Source organism: Paenibacillus etheri (assembly GCF_001012825.1).
GTDB classification, from domain to species: domain Bacteria; phylum Bacillota; class Bacilli; order Paenibacillales; family Paenibacillaceae; genus Paenibacillus_AQ; species Paenibacillus_AQ etheri.
In genome coordinates, this window is the sequence record NZ_LCZJ02000016.1 from 1 (window position 1) to 16,056 (window position 16,056).

A 16,056-nucleotide genomic window follows, 5' to 3' on the forward strand; every position below is an offset into this window, starting at 1 on the left:
ACCCCAACCCCAACCCCAACGGCAACACCAACACCAACACCAACGCCAACGCCAACCCCAACACCAGGGATGGTTTCAAATTTGGCGTTGAACAAAAGTATAACTGCATCGTCCTCTGTCTTTACCTTTGTGCAGACAAATGCGAATGACGGTGATGTAACCACTTATTGGGAGGGGGCAGGAGGAAGTTATCCGAATACATTAACAGTTAATTTGGGCAGTAATGCCGATGTTACTTCGGTTGTACTCAAGCTGAATCCTACATCGGCCTGGTCGACACGTACTCAGACCATTCAAGTGCTTGGGCATAATCAGAATACAACGGTCTTTACGAGTCTTGTGCCAGCGACCGTGTATACCTTTAATCCGGCAACCGGCAATACGGTGACGATTCCGGTAACGGCTACGGCTAGTGAATTGCAGCTAAAGATTACTACCAACTCTGGTTCAAGTGCTGGACAAATTGCTGAATTTCAGGTAATTGGTACACCATCTGAGAATCCAGATTTGACGGTGACTGCTCTTACATGGACTCCAACCTCTCCAATTGAGACGGATGCCATTACTCTTAATGCAATAGTTAAGAATGTCGGAACTCTAGCATCAGCTGCAACTAATGTGAATTTTTATTTGGGCACTACACTTGTAGGTACTAGCCCAGTAGGTGCTTTAGCAGCTGGCGCATCAACGAGCGCATCTCTTAATCTGGGCGCAAAAGATTCGGCAACCTACTCATTAAGTGCAAAGGTCGATGAGAATAATACAGTGATTGAATCGAATGAGGGAAATAATAGCTTCACTAGCCCGACTTCCCTTGTTATTGCACCTGTATCCAGTTCTGATCTGGTTGCTTCCTCCGTCAGTTGGACACCTGGAAATCCAGCAGGCGGCAACACTGTAAGCTTCTCAATTGCCATTAAGAATCAAGGTACAGCAGCTTCCGCGAGTGGTGCGCATAACATAACTCTGACGGTTTTAGATGCTTCTACTAATGCGGTGGTTAAGACTCTAACGGGTACCTATAACGGCATGATCGCAAGTGGGGTAACCACAGCGCCTGTAGCTCTTGGCAATTGGACTGCAGGAAATGGCAAATATACTGTGAAGAGTGAAATTGCAGTAGATGCTAATGAACTGCCTGTGAAACGGGCTAATAATATTCAGACGCAGTCACTGTTCATCGGTCGAGGTGCGAACATGCCTTACGACATGTATGAGGCTGAGGATGGAGTTATTGGCGGCGGGGCCGTGAAGCTTTCAGCCAACCGGACCATCGGCGATCCTGCAGGTGAGGCTTCAGGCAGAAGAGCAGTCACTCTGAACACCACAGCTAGCTATGTTGAATTCACGACAAAAGCCAGCACGAACACTCTGGTTACTCGTTTCTCGATTCCAGATTCAGCGAGTGGTGACGGCACAAATGCTACGCTTAACATCTATGTTAATGGTGTCTTTAGCAAAGCTATTAACTTAACCTCTAAATATGCATGGTTGTACGGTTCTGAGACAAGTCCTGGCAATTCGCCAAGCGCAGGTTCTCCACGGCATATTTATGATGAAGCTAACATTATGTTTGATAGCACCATTCCGGCAGGAAGTACGATCCGTTTACAAAAAGATACAGCTAACACTTCTCAATACGCCATCGACTTCATCAGTCTAGAGCAGGTTTCACCGATTGCTAATCCAGATCCGGCTAAATACACTGTTCCTGCTGGCTTCACACATCAGGATGTCCAAAATGCGCTTGATAAAGTGCGCATGGACACTACAGGAACTCTCGTAGGTGTCTATTTGCCACCAGGCAACTATCAGACCTCTAACAAGTTTCAGGTCTATGGCAAGGCAGTGAAGGTTATTGGTGCGGGTCCTTGGTATACAAGGTTTATTGCTCCAACTAACCAAGAGAATACTGACGTAGGATTCCGAGCCAGTGATACAGCGAATGGATCTACCTTTGCGAATTTCGCTTATTTCGGAAACTATACTTCTCGTATCGATGGTCCTGGTAAAGTATTTGATTTCTCCAATGTGGCGAACATTACGATCGACAACATCTGGACTGAACATCAGGTATGTATGTACTGGGGAGCCAATACGGATAACATGGTGATTAAAAACTCCCGTATCCGTAACACCTTCGCTGATGGCATCAATATGACAAATGGCAGCACGAACAACCTCGTGTCCAATATTGAAGCACGGGCAACAGGTGATGACAGCTTTGCATTGTTCTCGGCGATTGATTCCGGCGGTGCAGATATGAAGGATAACATCTACGAGAACCTCACTTCCATCTTGACTTGGCGTGCTGCTGGTGTAGCTGTCTATGGGGGATACGCAAATACCTTCCGTAACATTTATATAGCGGATACACTTTGCTACTCCGGGATTACGATCAGCTCGTTAGACTTTGGGTATCCGATGAACGGCTTTGGAGCTTCACCGACTACGAATTTTGAGAATATTTCTATTGTTCGTGCAGGTGGGCATTTCTGGGGTGCGCAGACTTTCCCGGCGATCTGGGTATTCTCGGCCTCCAAGGTCTTCCAAGGTATCCGAGTCAATGATGTGGATATCATTGATCCGACCTATCATGGCATCATGTTCCAGACCAACTATGTAGGTTCCACTCCACAATTCCCAGTAACAGATACCATCTTTAATAATGTTACAATTACCGGTGCGCAGAAGAGCGGCGATGCTTTTGATAGTAAATCCGGGGTGGGTATCTGGGTGAATGAAGCTGCTGAGGCAGGTCAAGGTCCAGCCAGAGGTTCAGCAACCTTCAACAATCTGAAGATTACGAACACGGTAACGAATATTAAGAATAATACTTCTACTTTTACCATTAATGTAAATCCGTAAACTTTAGATCAGTTCTGTTATGAAGATGAAGCCGCCTACCCATAAGTATGGGAGGCGGCTTTTTATGGTGGGGAGACTGAAAGTTCCAGAATCGACAGGAGATGCCACTCAAGTTACAATGAAGGGTATGTAAAGTAATGAAGGAGGTTCTATATATGACTCCCCTAGTTGTTAATAATATAACTGAGCTGATTGGAAATACACCGGTTGTGCGACTAAATCGGTTGACCACCGCCCAAGATGCAGAACTATATGTGAAGCTGGAACGCTTCAATCCCAGTGGCAGTGTAAAGGATAGAGCAGCTTATAATCTGATCCTGCAAGCAGAAATAGCCGGGCTGCTGAAGCCCGGAGGGACCATTATAGAGCCGACAAGCGGAAATACAGGCATTGGATTGGCTATGAATGCCGCTGCAAAAGGCTATAAAGCGATTCTTGTCATGCCTGACAATATGACGAAGGAACGAATCAATATTCTAAAGGCTTATGGCGCTGAAGTTGTGCTGACTCCTGCAGCGGAGCGGATGCCGGGAGCTATTGCAAAAGCAATTACGCTAGGGAAAGAAGTGGCTAACAGCTTTATTCCACAACAATTCGAGAATAAAGCGAACCCTGACATACACCGAACAACGACAGCTCTTGAAATTATGGAGCAAATGGAAGGGAAGCTGGACGTGTTCGTTGCTTCTTCAGGAACAGGTGGTACGATAACTGGAACTGGGGAAGTGTTACGTGAGCATCTTCCAGATATTCGTATTCTAGTTGTTGAGCCGCAGGGCTCACCAGTGTTATCCGGTGGAAAGCCTGGACCGCATAAGCTGGTTGGAACCAGTCCGGGCTTTATACCCGCCATTCTGAATACGAGGGTCTACGATGAAATTGTTCAAGTTTCGGATGACGATGCTCTGAATACCGTGAGAATGCTGGCAGCACAGGAAGGGATTCTGCTTGGCCCATCAGGTGGTGCCGCAGTATGGACAGCATTGGAGGAAGCACGGCGCCTCGGGGCCGGCAAGCGAGTACTATGTATTGCACCTGATGCGGGGGAACGTTACCTGAGCATGGGAATATTCTAACTTCGTTTGGAGGAATAAGAATGAATAAGCTCATGGTAAGTTTCTTTATTGTTCTTATGTTGGTGGGTTGTTCCAGCAACAACTCTTTGACCAGTGATGGCAATCATGCTGAGTCTATACCGGAAAAAAGTGCGGAAACTGTACTGCCTTCGCCAACGCTTCCTCCAAGCGCAGAGCCATTACCAACTCCAAGCATGGAGAAGACTGAAGCTTATCTAGATACTGAGAAGCTGAAGATGAATTTTGGCTTTGCGGATGCAGAGGGGCGGAATATTCTAGTCACCGGGCATGAAAAAGGGCTGGATCAAGAGATGGCACAATTAAATGAGGCTATTGGTGATCAGGGGAATGTGTTAAAGGTTAAATTTAATAAATGGCAGGATGGAACAGAGAACAGCAATGGCCGGGAGATGGCACATAATCTTGTGAATCTGGCGGGTTATCTTTTTACGGTGGAAGAGGCAAATGCGACCCCGGATGAAACCTACTATTTGACGGATCAAAAAGACTTTAAGGTTGATGCGCTTTTGCCTATTGAATCTTTAGAGGGTCAAGAAGCTTTGTCTACTGTGGAAGAAAGTGTTCATCAGCGTATTATAGAGACGAAAAAACGTGAAATTCAGAAAATATGGAAGCTGGCAGACCTATCTACAGATCGGCAGCTGTATCTCGTTCAATTCGTAAGGCTGGATCAGGATATGTTATTTAGTCTCGTCTGGAAAGAAAAAGATAAATTTACCTTCATGGACTATCCAGCGGTGATTCAAGGAGATGAATATTCAGTCTGGCGGGTGGATGATGGCGGAGAGGTTATGCCTGAAATGTTCTCCATCCTTTTTGCTGCTGAAACCTCAGAAGGGCCACTACTCGGCCTAAATTGGTGGGGGTCAGAGGGAGTAAATACGTTTTTTCTGAAAAAAGAAGGAGATTCGTTTAAAGAAATGGACATCCAATATGGGCGTTATACTTCACCACTTTAGGTGAAACTTCGCAGTAAAAGTAGAAATGATTTGGGTGCATCACGAGATGTATCTTTTTTTTGCTACAATATAAGAAAGCTTGCTTATGATATTATAAATGTCAGAAATCACCTTTTAAAATACTTAATTTTGTAACATTAATGAATCTATATAGCCCGATCGAGTCATGTAGCTTAGATGAGACGGTGATAATGTTAAGCATAAGATGTGCAGGAGGGGACGGCAACGTATAAACAAATAAAGTATATGATCCTGTTACTGCCAACGCTAATGGTGGGGATCTGGGAGATTGTGCGTCACCAGTTTCTAATGCCTTATATTTCTATGGATTTGGGGAACTATTTGACGCCAGTTCTGGTGTTTTTAGTTAGTCTTGTGTTGCTCGTCCCTTTGTTCTCTCTTATGGAGCGGAATCAGCGGGAGCTGGAGCAGGAACGTGCGCTTAAAGATGCAATGAAGGCTCGGGAAGGACTTGCCAAGGAACTGCATGATGGGATGGCGCAATCTTTGTTTCTCTTATCTGTCAAAATTGACCGACTAGAAGCAAGCCGCAAGAATGGTGAAGTCAGTGAGGAAAATGTGGATCAGATCAAAAAGACGGTCCATGAGGTGAACCGTTATGTGCGGCAGGCCATTGTCAATCTGAAGATTCCGGTCTCAGAGCAGAGTTCTTTTTCATTAGAACAGTCGGTAAAAGATCAGCTAGCCCAGATGGCAAATGAGATTATGATCGAAGCCTCTCTCGATTGGAGCCTGCAAGATGATGCGCTTCCCCCTTCGGAGAAATCAGAGTTGTTATCCTGTATTCGCGAAGCGATCATTAATGTCCGTAAGCATACACGAGCGGGACTTGTTTCAATTACTGGCACTGGCGATGAGAAGAGCTGGAGAGTAGTTGTTGCAGACAATGGAGAAGGATTTCAGCATGATCCTTTTGAAGTAAGTGGCAGCTACGGACTTCAGATCATGAAGGAACGTGTCGAGGGGATGGGATGGAAGCTTAGACTGATATCTGGTGACACAGGCACCCAGGTTGAAATTACGAAGGGGGGTGTCAGTCCATGAGCCGATACCGGGTTTTAGTTGTGGATGATCATGTGCATGCACGTGAAGCGATGTGTGAGATTTTGTCCATGGATGATAGTTTTGAGGTCGTCGGTGTGGTGGAGAGTGGTGCTGAGGCGATCGCTTTCACAGCGCAATGGATGCCCGATCTCATCCTAATCGACATTCAAATGCCGGTGATGGACGGTTTGGAGACTACTCGCCGGATCAAGCAGGAATATCCCTATGTCAAAATCGTTATCGTTACGGTATCGGACGAGATTTCCCATCTCCTCGAAGCGCTAAAGCAAGGAGCACAGGGGTATTTGCTAAAGAATTTGGCACCTTCCACCTGGATTCAATATTTGCAGGCCATTGTTAATGAAGAAGCACCGCTTAGTCGGGAGCTAGCTTTTCAAATCTTGAAGGAGTTCACCGTACCTTCTGTAACGGATGAAGGGGAGTCGTTGACGGCAAGAGAGAAAGAAATTTTAAGCTGTGTATCTTCTGGATCAAAAAACAAGGAGATTGCAGTGAGCTTGGGGATTTCGGAGCATACCGTAAAAAACCATTTGAAGAACATCCTCCAAAAGCTGCAACTCCAAAACCGAACGCAGCTGACACGTTATGCCTTGGAGCAAGGGCTTGCTTCGCGTAAACGGGATTTTCCCAAGGATATATAGTGGGTTGTTAAATGACAAAATTTATGTGATTACTTATGAGAAGGGACTAACTATGAACAGATTATCTCGCAAAATAATGACTCTATTCGTACCAGCTGCCGCAATACTACTGCTGTTCGCAGCCGTGGCTAGCGCGCATGTAACTGTGGCACCAGCACAATCTAGCACGGGGGCATGGGAGACCTATACATTAAAGGTTCCTTCGGAAAAAGACGTTGCCACTGTACAGGTTGATCTAAGAGTTCCAGCAGGTGCAGAGTTTAAACAATATGAGGCTACACCCGGATGGGATGTTACCATTGAGGGGAATAAGGTTAGCTGGATAGCTAATGGTGAGGGCATTCAGAAGGGGCAATTCCAACGCTTCTACTTTACGGCCAAGAACCCTGATGCCGCTGGCGACATTGCATGGGATGCTTATCAACACTACGCCGATGGAAGCTTGGTGCAATGGTCGGGTGAGGCTGGAACAGAGAATCCGCATTCTATTACTTCAATTGTACAAGCCTCCGGAGGGGATGAACATTCTCACGGTTCCAATGTCAAGAGCGATTCCATGAGCATGGAAGAGCATAATGCTATCATGAAAGATGAGGAAAAATCAAACAGTGTCAACCCAATGGTCTACATCGCAGTCGGGATATCTTTACTAGCCTTTCTAATAGCGGCTATAAGTATATTGCGCGGGCGGAAAGAGTAGAAAAAAGTTTGATCTTATAACTGTGAACAGTTTCGAGTGAAGTATGAAACTGTTCACAGTTTTTTGTATGTGGAGATTTGGGCAATACGATCTTTAAGGGAAAGTAATTAGCCCCGTCAATAAACTACGGAAGCATCTTTTTTGATTTTTTTTGTAGTAATAACTTTTTATTTATCTATAACCGTTTCCGCTTATAGAAGGTCACAAAGATTGCGGTTAGTAGTAGGAGAAGTATCGCGACCCCAGTAGTGATGGCTTCACTCGTGTTTCCTTTTTGCTGCAAAGCGCCACCCATGCCGCCACCGCCAGGCCCATTTTCACCTTCAGGGATAGTTGGTCCACCCATGGCACCCGGTGCCCCGCCAGGCCCGCCGATGAATCCACCCTGAGCGGCTTGCGCGTCAGTATTGGTTTGTTCACCTTGAGTAACACCACCAAAGCCACCGCCGCCCATGCCACCACCCATACCGCTTCCCGATCCGTCACCGGAGGAAGGGGTGATGCTATCGAGCTGCTGCTGGAGATTATTCGCCATGTTCGACATGAAGGTCTTAACAGACTTAATCCCTTCTTCATACTGCTCGAAGGTGTAGAAGGCAGATGGATCCGCTTTGACATAGCTGGAAATCATCGTGTCCAGCTCATCCATCCGAGCTTGGAACGTGTCGTCCGCTAGAAAGCTATTTATCATCTCGCTGACAATCTCGTGATATTTCGCTTTGTATTCGTCGTTAGCAAGTAGCTTCGCGATCAGAGGACGTTCAGCCAGCGCGCCTTGTGTAGGCTCGTCAATCAGCACGTCTGCGCTGCCCATGCCGCCAAAAGCCATATTATAATCCCACGGCAGGATCGAGAAGACGCCTTCGTCTTCATATAAGTAATAATTTTGTTTATTACCACCTAAATAACTGTCCATATTTGCCGTGACCGCATTTAGAGCGATATACTTCAGCGATTCCTCTACGTCGATGTATTTTTCATAATCGGTGCCGTTATTAAGCTCATTTAGCATATCAATCAGAATATCATCGTTGGATTTTGCTGATTTCATAACTAGTCCGGTATAGAGAGAGGGATCATCACCAAGCCAAGTCAAGTCACTGCCCTGACCGGTCATTTCCCCTTTATAAAGTGCGCCGTAAGAGTTTCCGAAGTTACGTTCCAGATAAGCATCGCCGATCTGTTCCACCGCGAGGTAGAAGCCCTTCAGTTCATCGTTGACGTATACATTAACGAAGGAATATTTCGGCGTCGGAAGTCCGACACTTTCAGCGAGCTCATAGGTCAGAAATTCACACATATAAGAAGCATCGCTGTAATTGTTATTCAGGTTGATCTTAGTGATGCCGAATAAATTCTGGTTCACATATTCATCAAAAGAAATTTTGAAGCTGTAACGGTCAGAATCTGTCATCTGCACTACACTTCTGAGGCTAAGATTCCCTTTGGTCCGAACAGCTACGTTATCGAATTTAATGCCGTTGTACTCAACCGATGCGGTTTTATATTCTTCCGCGCTGGCATTATCCAGCATATCATGGAAATCATCCGGGTCCAAAGTGATTTTGACATCAACGACCTCGTCTTTTGGAAAGACCTGCTCGTCTAGACTTTTCTCGTCGCTCGAGACTTTCTTATCCTGAGAATCTGTTGCAGTTGCAGTTTCGTTTGTTGCAGACGGACTTGCGTTCTGGCACCCAGCTACGGCGATGACCAGAAGCAGGCAACAAAGACTAAGCAGGATAGACTTACCTCTTGCTTTCATCTGGGGCACCGCCTTTCATCTTATAATGTTTAGGATACATAATCGCCGCTATAGCTGATCAGAAGTGCATTTTTGACTCCCTTTAGATCGGAGACTGTGTTGATAAAGCCGCCTACTTTATCATCCAGACGAAGCTCGAGTGTTAATTCGATATTGTTAGCTGATACTGTTTTTTGCTTCACATTGTAACGTTTCACAGATTTAGTGATGTGGCTGTGTACTTCAAGTTCGCTCTCGTCACCATCGCAGTTAATGACCAGCAAATATGGTGTTTCGATAGAAGAATGTTTGATGAACAGGAACAGAATTAGACCAATGATGATTGAACCAACAATAGCCAAAGTGAAGAATCCTGCGCCAGTTACGATCCCTGCGACTGCTGCCCAGAATAAGAAGATCAGATCTGTTGGATCTTTGATCGGCGTTCTGAAACGAACGATGGACAATGCACCGACCATACCAAGGGACAGTACAAGGTTAGAGTTGATGGCAATAATAACAGTGGCAGTTATCATGGTCATGCCCATGAGCGAGACGTTAAAGCTTTTGGAATAAACACTCCGCTAAATACACGTTTGTAGAGCAGATAAATAAAGTAGCCAATCAGAAAAGCCACACCTAACGTGATGAGAATTTTCGAGATGCTTATATCGGAGACAAAGTTGTCAATCACCGAGTTTTTAATGATATCTGAAAAAGTATTTGTGGTTGTATCTGTTGTTGCGGTTGCTGCTAGTGATGCTAGTGATGCATTCATAATCAATAATCCTCCCAAGTGTTGGTTTTTAAGAATTTGCGGCAGATCACGTATTTTGAAGCGGACTGTCTGTTCAGCCCCTCTAACTGCAGCGCAATTTTAATGTGTTCCGGAATGTACTCATCGAATTTCACTTCAAAAATAATGAAGTTCTCATCAATCGCCCGAATCGGATGCAAATCCTTATCAAAAATATCCGTCGAATGCAGTCCGGTACGTAATTCCTTATCGAACGTGATTCTCACATTGCCGTTGTGGCAAACATAGGGCTCGCGAATGTAATCCACGATGACCTTCGGCCGAAGCAGGTTATGACGCATCTGATTGTATAATTCCATGAACAGTGGACTGTCCGGGACATTCAGGACCTCATAGTTACCTGCCATGATCTCGTCGTACATTTGACGGGTCAGCTGCTCTTTGATTTTGGCGATATAATCGTCCAATTTGATTTTTTTCTCAAAGTGAATGATGTTGTCTTGAATGTTGTAGATACGAATACGATATTTGGCGCGTTCTCTGAGACCTCCGAGTTTGTCGGCAAGCGCCGAGTTGTTGATGTCGTCAAAATACAAACTGCGGATATGATATTCGCCACTTTCATTGGCGTGCTGGTCTGGATCAATCAAGCTCTGTAATCGCTGGCACAATATAAGGTATTGATGATAGTTAATGAAGAATTTTAGCTCATGCCGGAATTGAAGCTTGTTACTCATTTTCCCACCTCGTTTCTATCTCTATCTCTGTCTCTGTCGTAGGCTAACCTTCTTGTACAACTAATTCTAGGAGATAGACCTTATACTTAACTTAAAATAGACTGAATGTTAGCTGAATGTTTTACACTGCGTTAACAAAAGTATAGATCTATAGATTTGACTTCTGACTTTCTGGAAGGCTATCTTAGTTAGAAGACTAGAGAGAAAATTTAAGGAGGAACCGTGATGAAAGACTATAAATTCGCCATCATCCTAGGGGTAGTAGTGATTGTTCTGATCTTGGTGGCTGTTGGGATAGAGTGGTCCAAATCCGGGAGCTCCAAGAAATCATCAGCCCCGTATGATCTCGTTACCACCTTTAAGGGAGATGCGGGAACGAGTCGTGCGTTTACTTGGTATACTAGCGATTCGAATGCCGTAGGAGTTCTGGAGTTGGTAAAGGGACAGGTGACCTCTTTTGCAAATTCAGATGTGATTAGGGTAAATGCGTATAGCAGCTCCATCAAAACAGACTATGGTTCCAGAGGTGTTCATAAAGCAGAGGCTGCGGGACTTGAGCCTGGGACGTTATATTCTTATAGAGTGGGCAGTGATGTCGAGGGCGAATGGAGTACAGTTGTAGAATTCACTACGGAAGTTGAGGGGCTAGACAATGTTACGTTTATCAACGTCACGGATTCCCAAGGGGAGACAACGAATGATTTTAAACTGTGGGGGAAGGCATTAAGCAAGGCTTTTCAGACCTTTCCAGAGGCCGAGTTTATTGTGCATAATGGTGACTTAACGGAGAACCCCGAGGATTCGGCGGGCTGGGATCAATTTTTTGGTAATGTGCAAGACTTGATTTCTGGGATGCCTTTAATGCCTGTTACAGGAAATCATGATGAGGTGGATAATGATGCGGCGGACTTTACTTCCCATTTCAACCTGCCAGATAACGGGGCAAAAGGTTCTATTGCAGGCACCTCGTATTCCTTCGATTACGGTCCTGTACATGTGTCTGTATTGAACACGGAGAGTAATTTGAAAAAGCAGGCCGAATGGCTGAAGCAAGATTTGAAGAGCACGGATAAGGAATGGAAGATCGTTGCGATGCACCGTCCGGCTTACGGGGGCAATTCATATAAGAAGGTTGAAGATTGGACAGATATTTTTGATGCATACAAGGTCGATCTGGTGCTGCAGGGTCATAATCATGAGTACTCCAGATCATATCCGTTACGGGCTGGAAAAATCGTTCCTGAAGGTGAGAATCCGGTAGGTGCTAAAAAAGGCACGGTATATGTGGTGACCAATGCATCTGGTGGGAAGTTTAATGAGAAGAAAGAAGATCAGTTCTATCATGCGGTGCATTTTCAAAACTATAAGCAAATGTTCGCAGGGATTAATGTTACCAAGGATAGTTTGACCTATCAGGCTTATGATGTGGATGGCAAGATGCTGGATGAATTTGTGCTCACGCATTAAGCTGTACTAGCTTTCTTCGCCGGTAGGGTGGAGAAGGCTTTTTTAGGATTCTTGTGGATTTTCGATTTGACACTCCTCTTAGGGGAGGCATTAAGCTACATAAGGAAAGGAGGAAGGAGCAACATTGTACACGGTAAAAGAAGTATCAGAACTGTCCAAGGTTACAATCAAAACGCTTCATCATTATCACAAGATCGGACTCCTCTTACCTAGCCGGATTAGTGATGCTGGATATCGGTTGTATGAAACGAAAGAGCTGGAACGTTTACAAGAAATTCTATTTTACAGAGAATTGGATTTTTCTTTAGAGCAAATCAAGGAAATGATGGAACATCATTCCGACAGGTACTCTATTCTTTCGCAGCAAGAGGAGCTTCTTCTTAGTCGCAAAGACAGGTTGGATACGATTATTCAAACATTACGTAAATCTATTGGATATTTAAAGGATGGGGAGAACATGAATAATATTGAATTGTTCAAAGGTTTTGAAAGCGAACGAGAGTGGGAAGAAGCGCTAACCGAGCAAAATCAGTATCTGAAGGAATCGTATGGGATGGATTCTCTTGAAGTTGTACCAGAAAATGTTCAGGATATGAATGAACAAGCAGTTGAAGGCATGACATTTATGAATAACATAGCAAGTTCATTAAGAGAAGGGGTAAAACATAACGATAAGGAAATAGAGAATTTGATTCGATACCATCTTGAATTTATGAACAAACATGGCCATAACATATCTGCGAAAGATTTTGCAGCGCAGACTCAATTCTTCTTGAGTGATGACTTTCATCTTAAAATGCTTGAGAGTCAGCAAATGGGGTTGGCTTATTATCTTTCAGCAGCAGCAAAGTCGTTTGCGGCAACAAATCAGTAAATCGAGAAACGGATGCCATCTCCTAAGGAGGCATCTGTTTTTTTGTGTGAAATGTAATCTATAGTGTGAAAATGGTACGATTTTTAGAGACAAACTTCATAAAAATATAACCATTTTCTCTCGATAATGAAAAACATTTTAACCAACGTACAAGAAGCTGATCTCATTGGTTATGGAAAGGCTGCGCCGGGTCAAACTTACATGGCACTGTACACGGTAGCGAAGATTGATGGCGTACGGGGTGTCTTCCGTTCCAATGATGTTGGCGCAACTTGGGTTCGGATTAATGACGATGACCACCAATACGCCAAGATTAATATGGCGATTACTGGTGACCCGAGAATTTACGGACGTGTGTATCTCGGAACGAATGGCCGAGGCACATTGTATGCTGATCCTGTAAATCCACCAGCTACAGGCTCAACCATTACGCCAACAACCGCAGGCTTTGATAAGAAAACAGCGAATCAAGCAGACATAGCATTAACTATGACGCTGAACGGAAATACGCTAATTGCGATCAAGAACGGTACAGCAAACCTTGTATCTGGAACGGATTATACGGTCAGTGGATCAACGTTGACGATTAAGAAGGAGTATCTGGCAACCCAAGCGGTGGGAAGCACTACGCTGACCTTTGAGTTTAGTCTGGATCCACGCAATCCCTGGTTGTCACAATTTCGGATACGACAGTAGCTCCTAACGCAGCATTGAAAGTACAGATGTATAATGGGACATTGTCTGCATCCGGGAATACGTTGAATCCAAAGTTCAAGCTGGTGAACACGAGCGCAAGCGCAGTTACACTCTCCGATGTGAAATTAAGATACAATTAACACGATTGATGGAGAGAAGCCACAAAGCTTCTTCTGCGATTGGTCACAGGTGGGAAGTGCGAATGTAACTGGAACGTTTGTGAAGCTGCCCGCAGCTAAAGCGGATGCGGATCATTACTTGGAGAATGGATTCACAAGTGCAGCGGGTTCACTTGACGCTGGTGCCAGCATCGACATGCAGGTGCGTGTGGCTAAAGAGGACTGGACGAATTACACTCAAACCGGAGATTACTCCTTTAATGCGGTGGATACCAATTATGTGGATTGGACCAAATCACCAGCATACGTGTCAGGAAATCTGATTTGGGGTAGTGAACCTAACTAAAGACATCATCAATAGTTATGTAAAAAAGGCTGTCCTAGAAGTAGAGAATTCTACTTTTGGGGCAGCTTCTTTTTTATAAATAAGACCAAACTACAGCCAATGTGAGCTAGAGAGTAATTCTATCTGCGCATCACTTGATATACCATTTTCAGGGTTTAGTTGTTACAACGTTTGTCCACTATCTACAGTTATGATCTGTCCGGTTATGGCTTCCTGTTCCAGTGTTGCGCAGACAAATTGAGCGATATCTTCAGTGGATGAAATGCGCTGGAGCAGCAGATTAGGGGCTAATTTATGCATCTGTTCTTCCTGACCATCCCACCATCTAGTAGCAACGGCTCCCGGTGCGACACAGTTCACTCTAATAGTGGGCGCTAGTGCATGGGCTAGAGATTTCGTAAGACCATGAACAGCGGCTTTGGAGACGGCATAAGGCAGGGAAGAGCCTAACCCCGTATTTCCGGCGATGCTGCCGAGATTGACGATGGCGCCTGAGCCGCTCAGGTTCATATATGGTGCCACTGCTCTGGCGCAGAAGAACATTCCTTTCACATTTACATCATATAGCTCATCCCATACCTCCTCTGTTGCTTTTTCCAGATCCCCTAGCGCAATATGTTTAGTAATACTGGCATTATTCACAAGCAGATCTACCGTCCCAAAATACTGAATAATCGAATCGACCATATTTCGTACTTCCTGATCTTTAGAAACATCTGCTTGTAATGCTAAGGCTTGCCCCCCTTGATTTCGAATCGTATTCACGGTTTCATTAGCGTCTACCTCGGATCTAGAATAGTTTACTGCAACAAGGGCTCCGCGTCGGGCTAATTCCAGACTTACAGCCTTGCCAATTCCCGTACCTCCACCAGTTACTAATGCTACTTTATTGTTGAGATCCATCCTTACTCACTCCTTAGGTTGGCGCATGTTGTTGATATAGAGTATTCTATAGTGATTATTGAATTTCGTATAATTGAATAAAATGAAGGTTTGGTTCGATTTATTTGAACTAAGTAGTGGAGGTCACTAAAATGGATCTGAAAACAATGAAAACCTTTCAAACGATCGTGATTTCAGGAAGCTTTAACCGTGCAGCAGAGGCATTGAATTATGCCCAATCAACAGTCACGATGCAAATTCAGAGGCTTGAATCCGACTTAGGCTGTCAACTGCTTGAGCGTGGAAAACAAATCAGCTTAACAGAAGCTGGTAGATTGTTTTATGAACAGAGCTTACATATCGTTAAGGATATGGAGCGGCTTCAGAGCCGTTTGGCCGATTTAAAAATAGGCGAGGCTGGCAACGTCCGCATAGGGATAACGGATCCAACGGCGAGCTATCGTTTGCCGCAGCTGTTAAGTAGGTTTATGACGCAGTTTCCGAAAGTGAAAGTCTCTGTGGAGATCGCGGGAACCGCAGCACTCAGTGAACTGCTTTTGCGAGGCGAAATTGATATGGCTGTATGTTCAGCGCCAGAGCTGGGTAAGGAGCTTTATTTTGAACCCTTATTTACGGAGGAATTTGTATTACTTATGCCTGAAGAGCATCCGCTAGCTTCCAAGGAGAATATCACTCCAGAGGATTTACAGGCTCATCGATTACTTATTACGGCAGTGAACTGTCCTTATCGCAAAAAATTAGAAAGTGTACTGCAGGAATCAGGTGGACCGCCACTAGATACTATGGAGATTGGAAGCATGACGGCTCTGAAATATTTTGTGGAAAGTGGTTTAGGTGTGGCTCTTGTCCCTGAGATTGTGCTGAATCCGGTCCCTGCAGGAACGGTGGTGCGGAAACTGGAGGGAAAGGTTATTGATATGACCTGTGGGATCCTATGTAAACTTTCGGATTATCCGCTCAAGCTAGCGAGCTCCAGATTGTATCATTTTTTAAAGCAGGAACTAACCGCGACAAGGATATTTTGAATTTTAAACGAATTGTATGTATTAGGAAAAATAGAGA

At 44.7% G+C, this 16,056-nt stretch carries 15 protein-coding genes and 1 pseudogene; 12 read left to right on the plus strand and 4 right to left on the minus strand.

All coding sequences use genetic code 11. The features are described from left to right. The 6 genes from UQ64_RS03645 to UQ64_RS03670 form a co-directional block, all read left to right on the plus strand. A partial coding sequence (locus UQ64_RS03645) for a CARDB domain-containing protein (protein ID WP_060622158.1) occupies positions 1–2,868 on the plus strand: 2,868 nt, incomplete at its 5' end. Positions 2,869–3,023: 155 nt separating this feature from the next. Next, the gene (cysK, locus tag UQ64_RS03650; protein ID WP_060622159.1) at positions 3,024–3,944 is read left to right on the plus strand and encodes a cysteine synthase A; all 921 of its coding nucleotides are present in this window, start codon (positions 3,024–3,026) and stop codon (positions 3,942–3,944) included. A gap of 20 nt (positions 3,945–3,964) precedes the next feature. Then, positions 3,965–4,924, plus strand: coding sequence for a hypothetical protein (locus tag UQ64_RS03655; protein WP_060622160.1), 960 nt, complete (start codon positions 3,965–3,967; stop codon positions 4,922–4,924). A gap of 246 nt (positions 4,925–5,170) precedes the next feature. Further along, a complete protein-coding gene (locus tag UQ64_RS03660) occupies positions 5,171–5,989 on the plus strand; it encodes a sensor histidine kinase (protein WP_060622161.1) in 819 nt (272 codons plus the stop codon). Then, positions 5,986–6,651 carry a response regulator gene (locus UQ64_RS03665; RefSeq protein WP_060622162.1) on the plus strand — a complete coding sequence of 222 codons (666 nt, stop codon included), beginning with the start codon at positions 5,986–5,988 and terminating at the stop codon, positions 6,649–6,651. The genes UQ64_RS03660 and UQ64_RS03665 overlap by 4 nt, the downstream gene beginning before the upstream one ends. A 52-nt stretch (positions 6,652–6,703) precedes the next feature. Continuing rightward, positions 6,704–7,351 carry a DUF1775 domain-containing protein gene (locus tag UQ64_RS03670; RefSeq protein WP_060622163.1) on the plus strand — a complete coding sequence of 216 codons (648 nt, stop codon included), beginning with the start codon at positions 6,704–6,706 and terminating at the stop codon, positions 7,349–7,351. A gap of 175 nt (positions 7,352–7,526) precedes the next feature. On the opposite strand, the gene UQ64_RS03675 is transcribed toward UQ64_RS03670, so the two are convergent. From UQ64_RS03675 to UQ64_RS03685, 3 genes and pseudogenes are all read right to left on the minus strand, one after another. Continuing rightward, entirely contained in the window at positions 7,527–9,116 is a 1,590-nt protein-coding gene (locus tag UQ64_RS03675) for a CotH kinase family protein (RefSeq protein ID WP_060622164.1), read from the minus strand. A gap of 29 nt (positions 9,117–9,145) precedes the next feature. Further along, a pseudogene (locus UQ64_RS03680) lies at positions 9,146–9,873 on the minus strand (DUF4956 domain-containing protein). A 2-nt stretch (positions 9,874–9,875) separates the two neighbouring features. Beyond that, a complete protein-coding gene (locus UQ64_RS03685; protein ID WP_060622165.1) occupies positions 9,876–10,589 on the minus strand; it encodes a polyphosphate polymerase domain-containing protein in 714 nt (237 codons plus the stop codon). 225 nt (positions 10,590–10,814) lie between these two features. Here UQ64_RS03685 and UQ64_RS03690 point away from each other — a divergent pair, with 225 nt between their 5' ends. The 5 genes from UQ64_RS03690 to UQ64_RS31960 all read left to right on the plus strand — a co-directional run bounded on the left by UQ64_RS03690 (position 10,815) and on the right by UQ64_RS31960 (position 14,091). Beyond that, the gene (locus UQ64_RS03690) at positions 10,815–12,056 is read left to right on the plus strand and encodes a purple acid phosphatase family protein (protein WP_060622166.1); all 1,242 of its coding nucleotides are present in this window, start codon (positions 10,815–10,817) and stop codon (positions 12,054–12,056) included. 124 nt (positions 12,057–12,180) lie between these two features. Further along, complete coding sequence (locus UQ64_RS03695) at positions 12,181–12,930, plus strand: MerR family transcriptional regulator (protein WP_060622167.1); 750 nt, start codon at positions 12,181–12,183, stop codon at positions 12,928–12,930. A gap of 126 nt (positions 12,931–13,056) precedes the next feature. Continuing rightward, positions 13,057–13,626, plus strand: a complete 570-nt coding sequence (locus tag UQ64_RS32515) for a X2-like carbohydrate binding domain-containing protein (RefSeq protein ID WP_060622168.1) — start codon at positions 13,057–13,059, stop codon at positions 13,624–13,626. A 26-nt stretch (positions 13,627–13,652) separates the two neighbouring features. Beyond that, complete coding sequence (locus UQ64_RS32520) at positions 13,653–13,766, plus strand: cellulose binding domain-containing protein (protein ID WP_280818148.1); 114 nt, start codon at positions 13,653–13,655, stop codon at positions 13,764–13,766. Positions 13,767–13,770: 4 nt separating this feature from the next. Then, positions 13,771–14,091, plus strand: a complete 321-nt coding sequence (locus UQ64_RS31960; protein WP_280818149.1) for a cellulose binding domain-containing protein — start codon at positions 13,771–13,773, stop codon at positions 14,089–14,091. Between the two features lie 162 nt (positions 14,092–14,253). Here the strand turns inward: UQ64_RS31960 and UQ64_RS03710 are convergent, their stop codons facing one another. Next, a complete protein-coding gene (locus UQ64_RS03710; protein ID WP_060622170.1) occupies positions 14,254–14,994 on the minus strand; it encodes an SDR family NAD(P)-dependent oxidoreductase in 741 nt (246 codons plus the stop codon). A gap of 131 nt (positions 14,995–15,125) precedes the next feature. Here UQ64_RS03710 and UQ64_RS03715 point away from each other — a divergent pair, with 131 nt between their 5' ends. Then, positions 15,126–16,019, plus strand: coding sequence for a LysR family transcriptional regulator (locus UQ64_RS03715; RefSeq protein WP_060622171.1), 894 nt, complete (start codon positions 15,126–15,128; stop codon positions 16,017–16,019). The last annotated feature ends 37 nt before the right edge of the window (positions 16,020–16,056 follow it).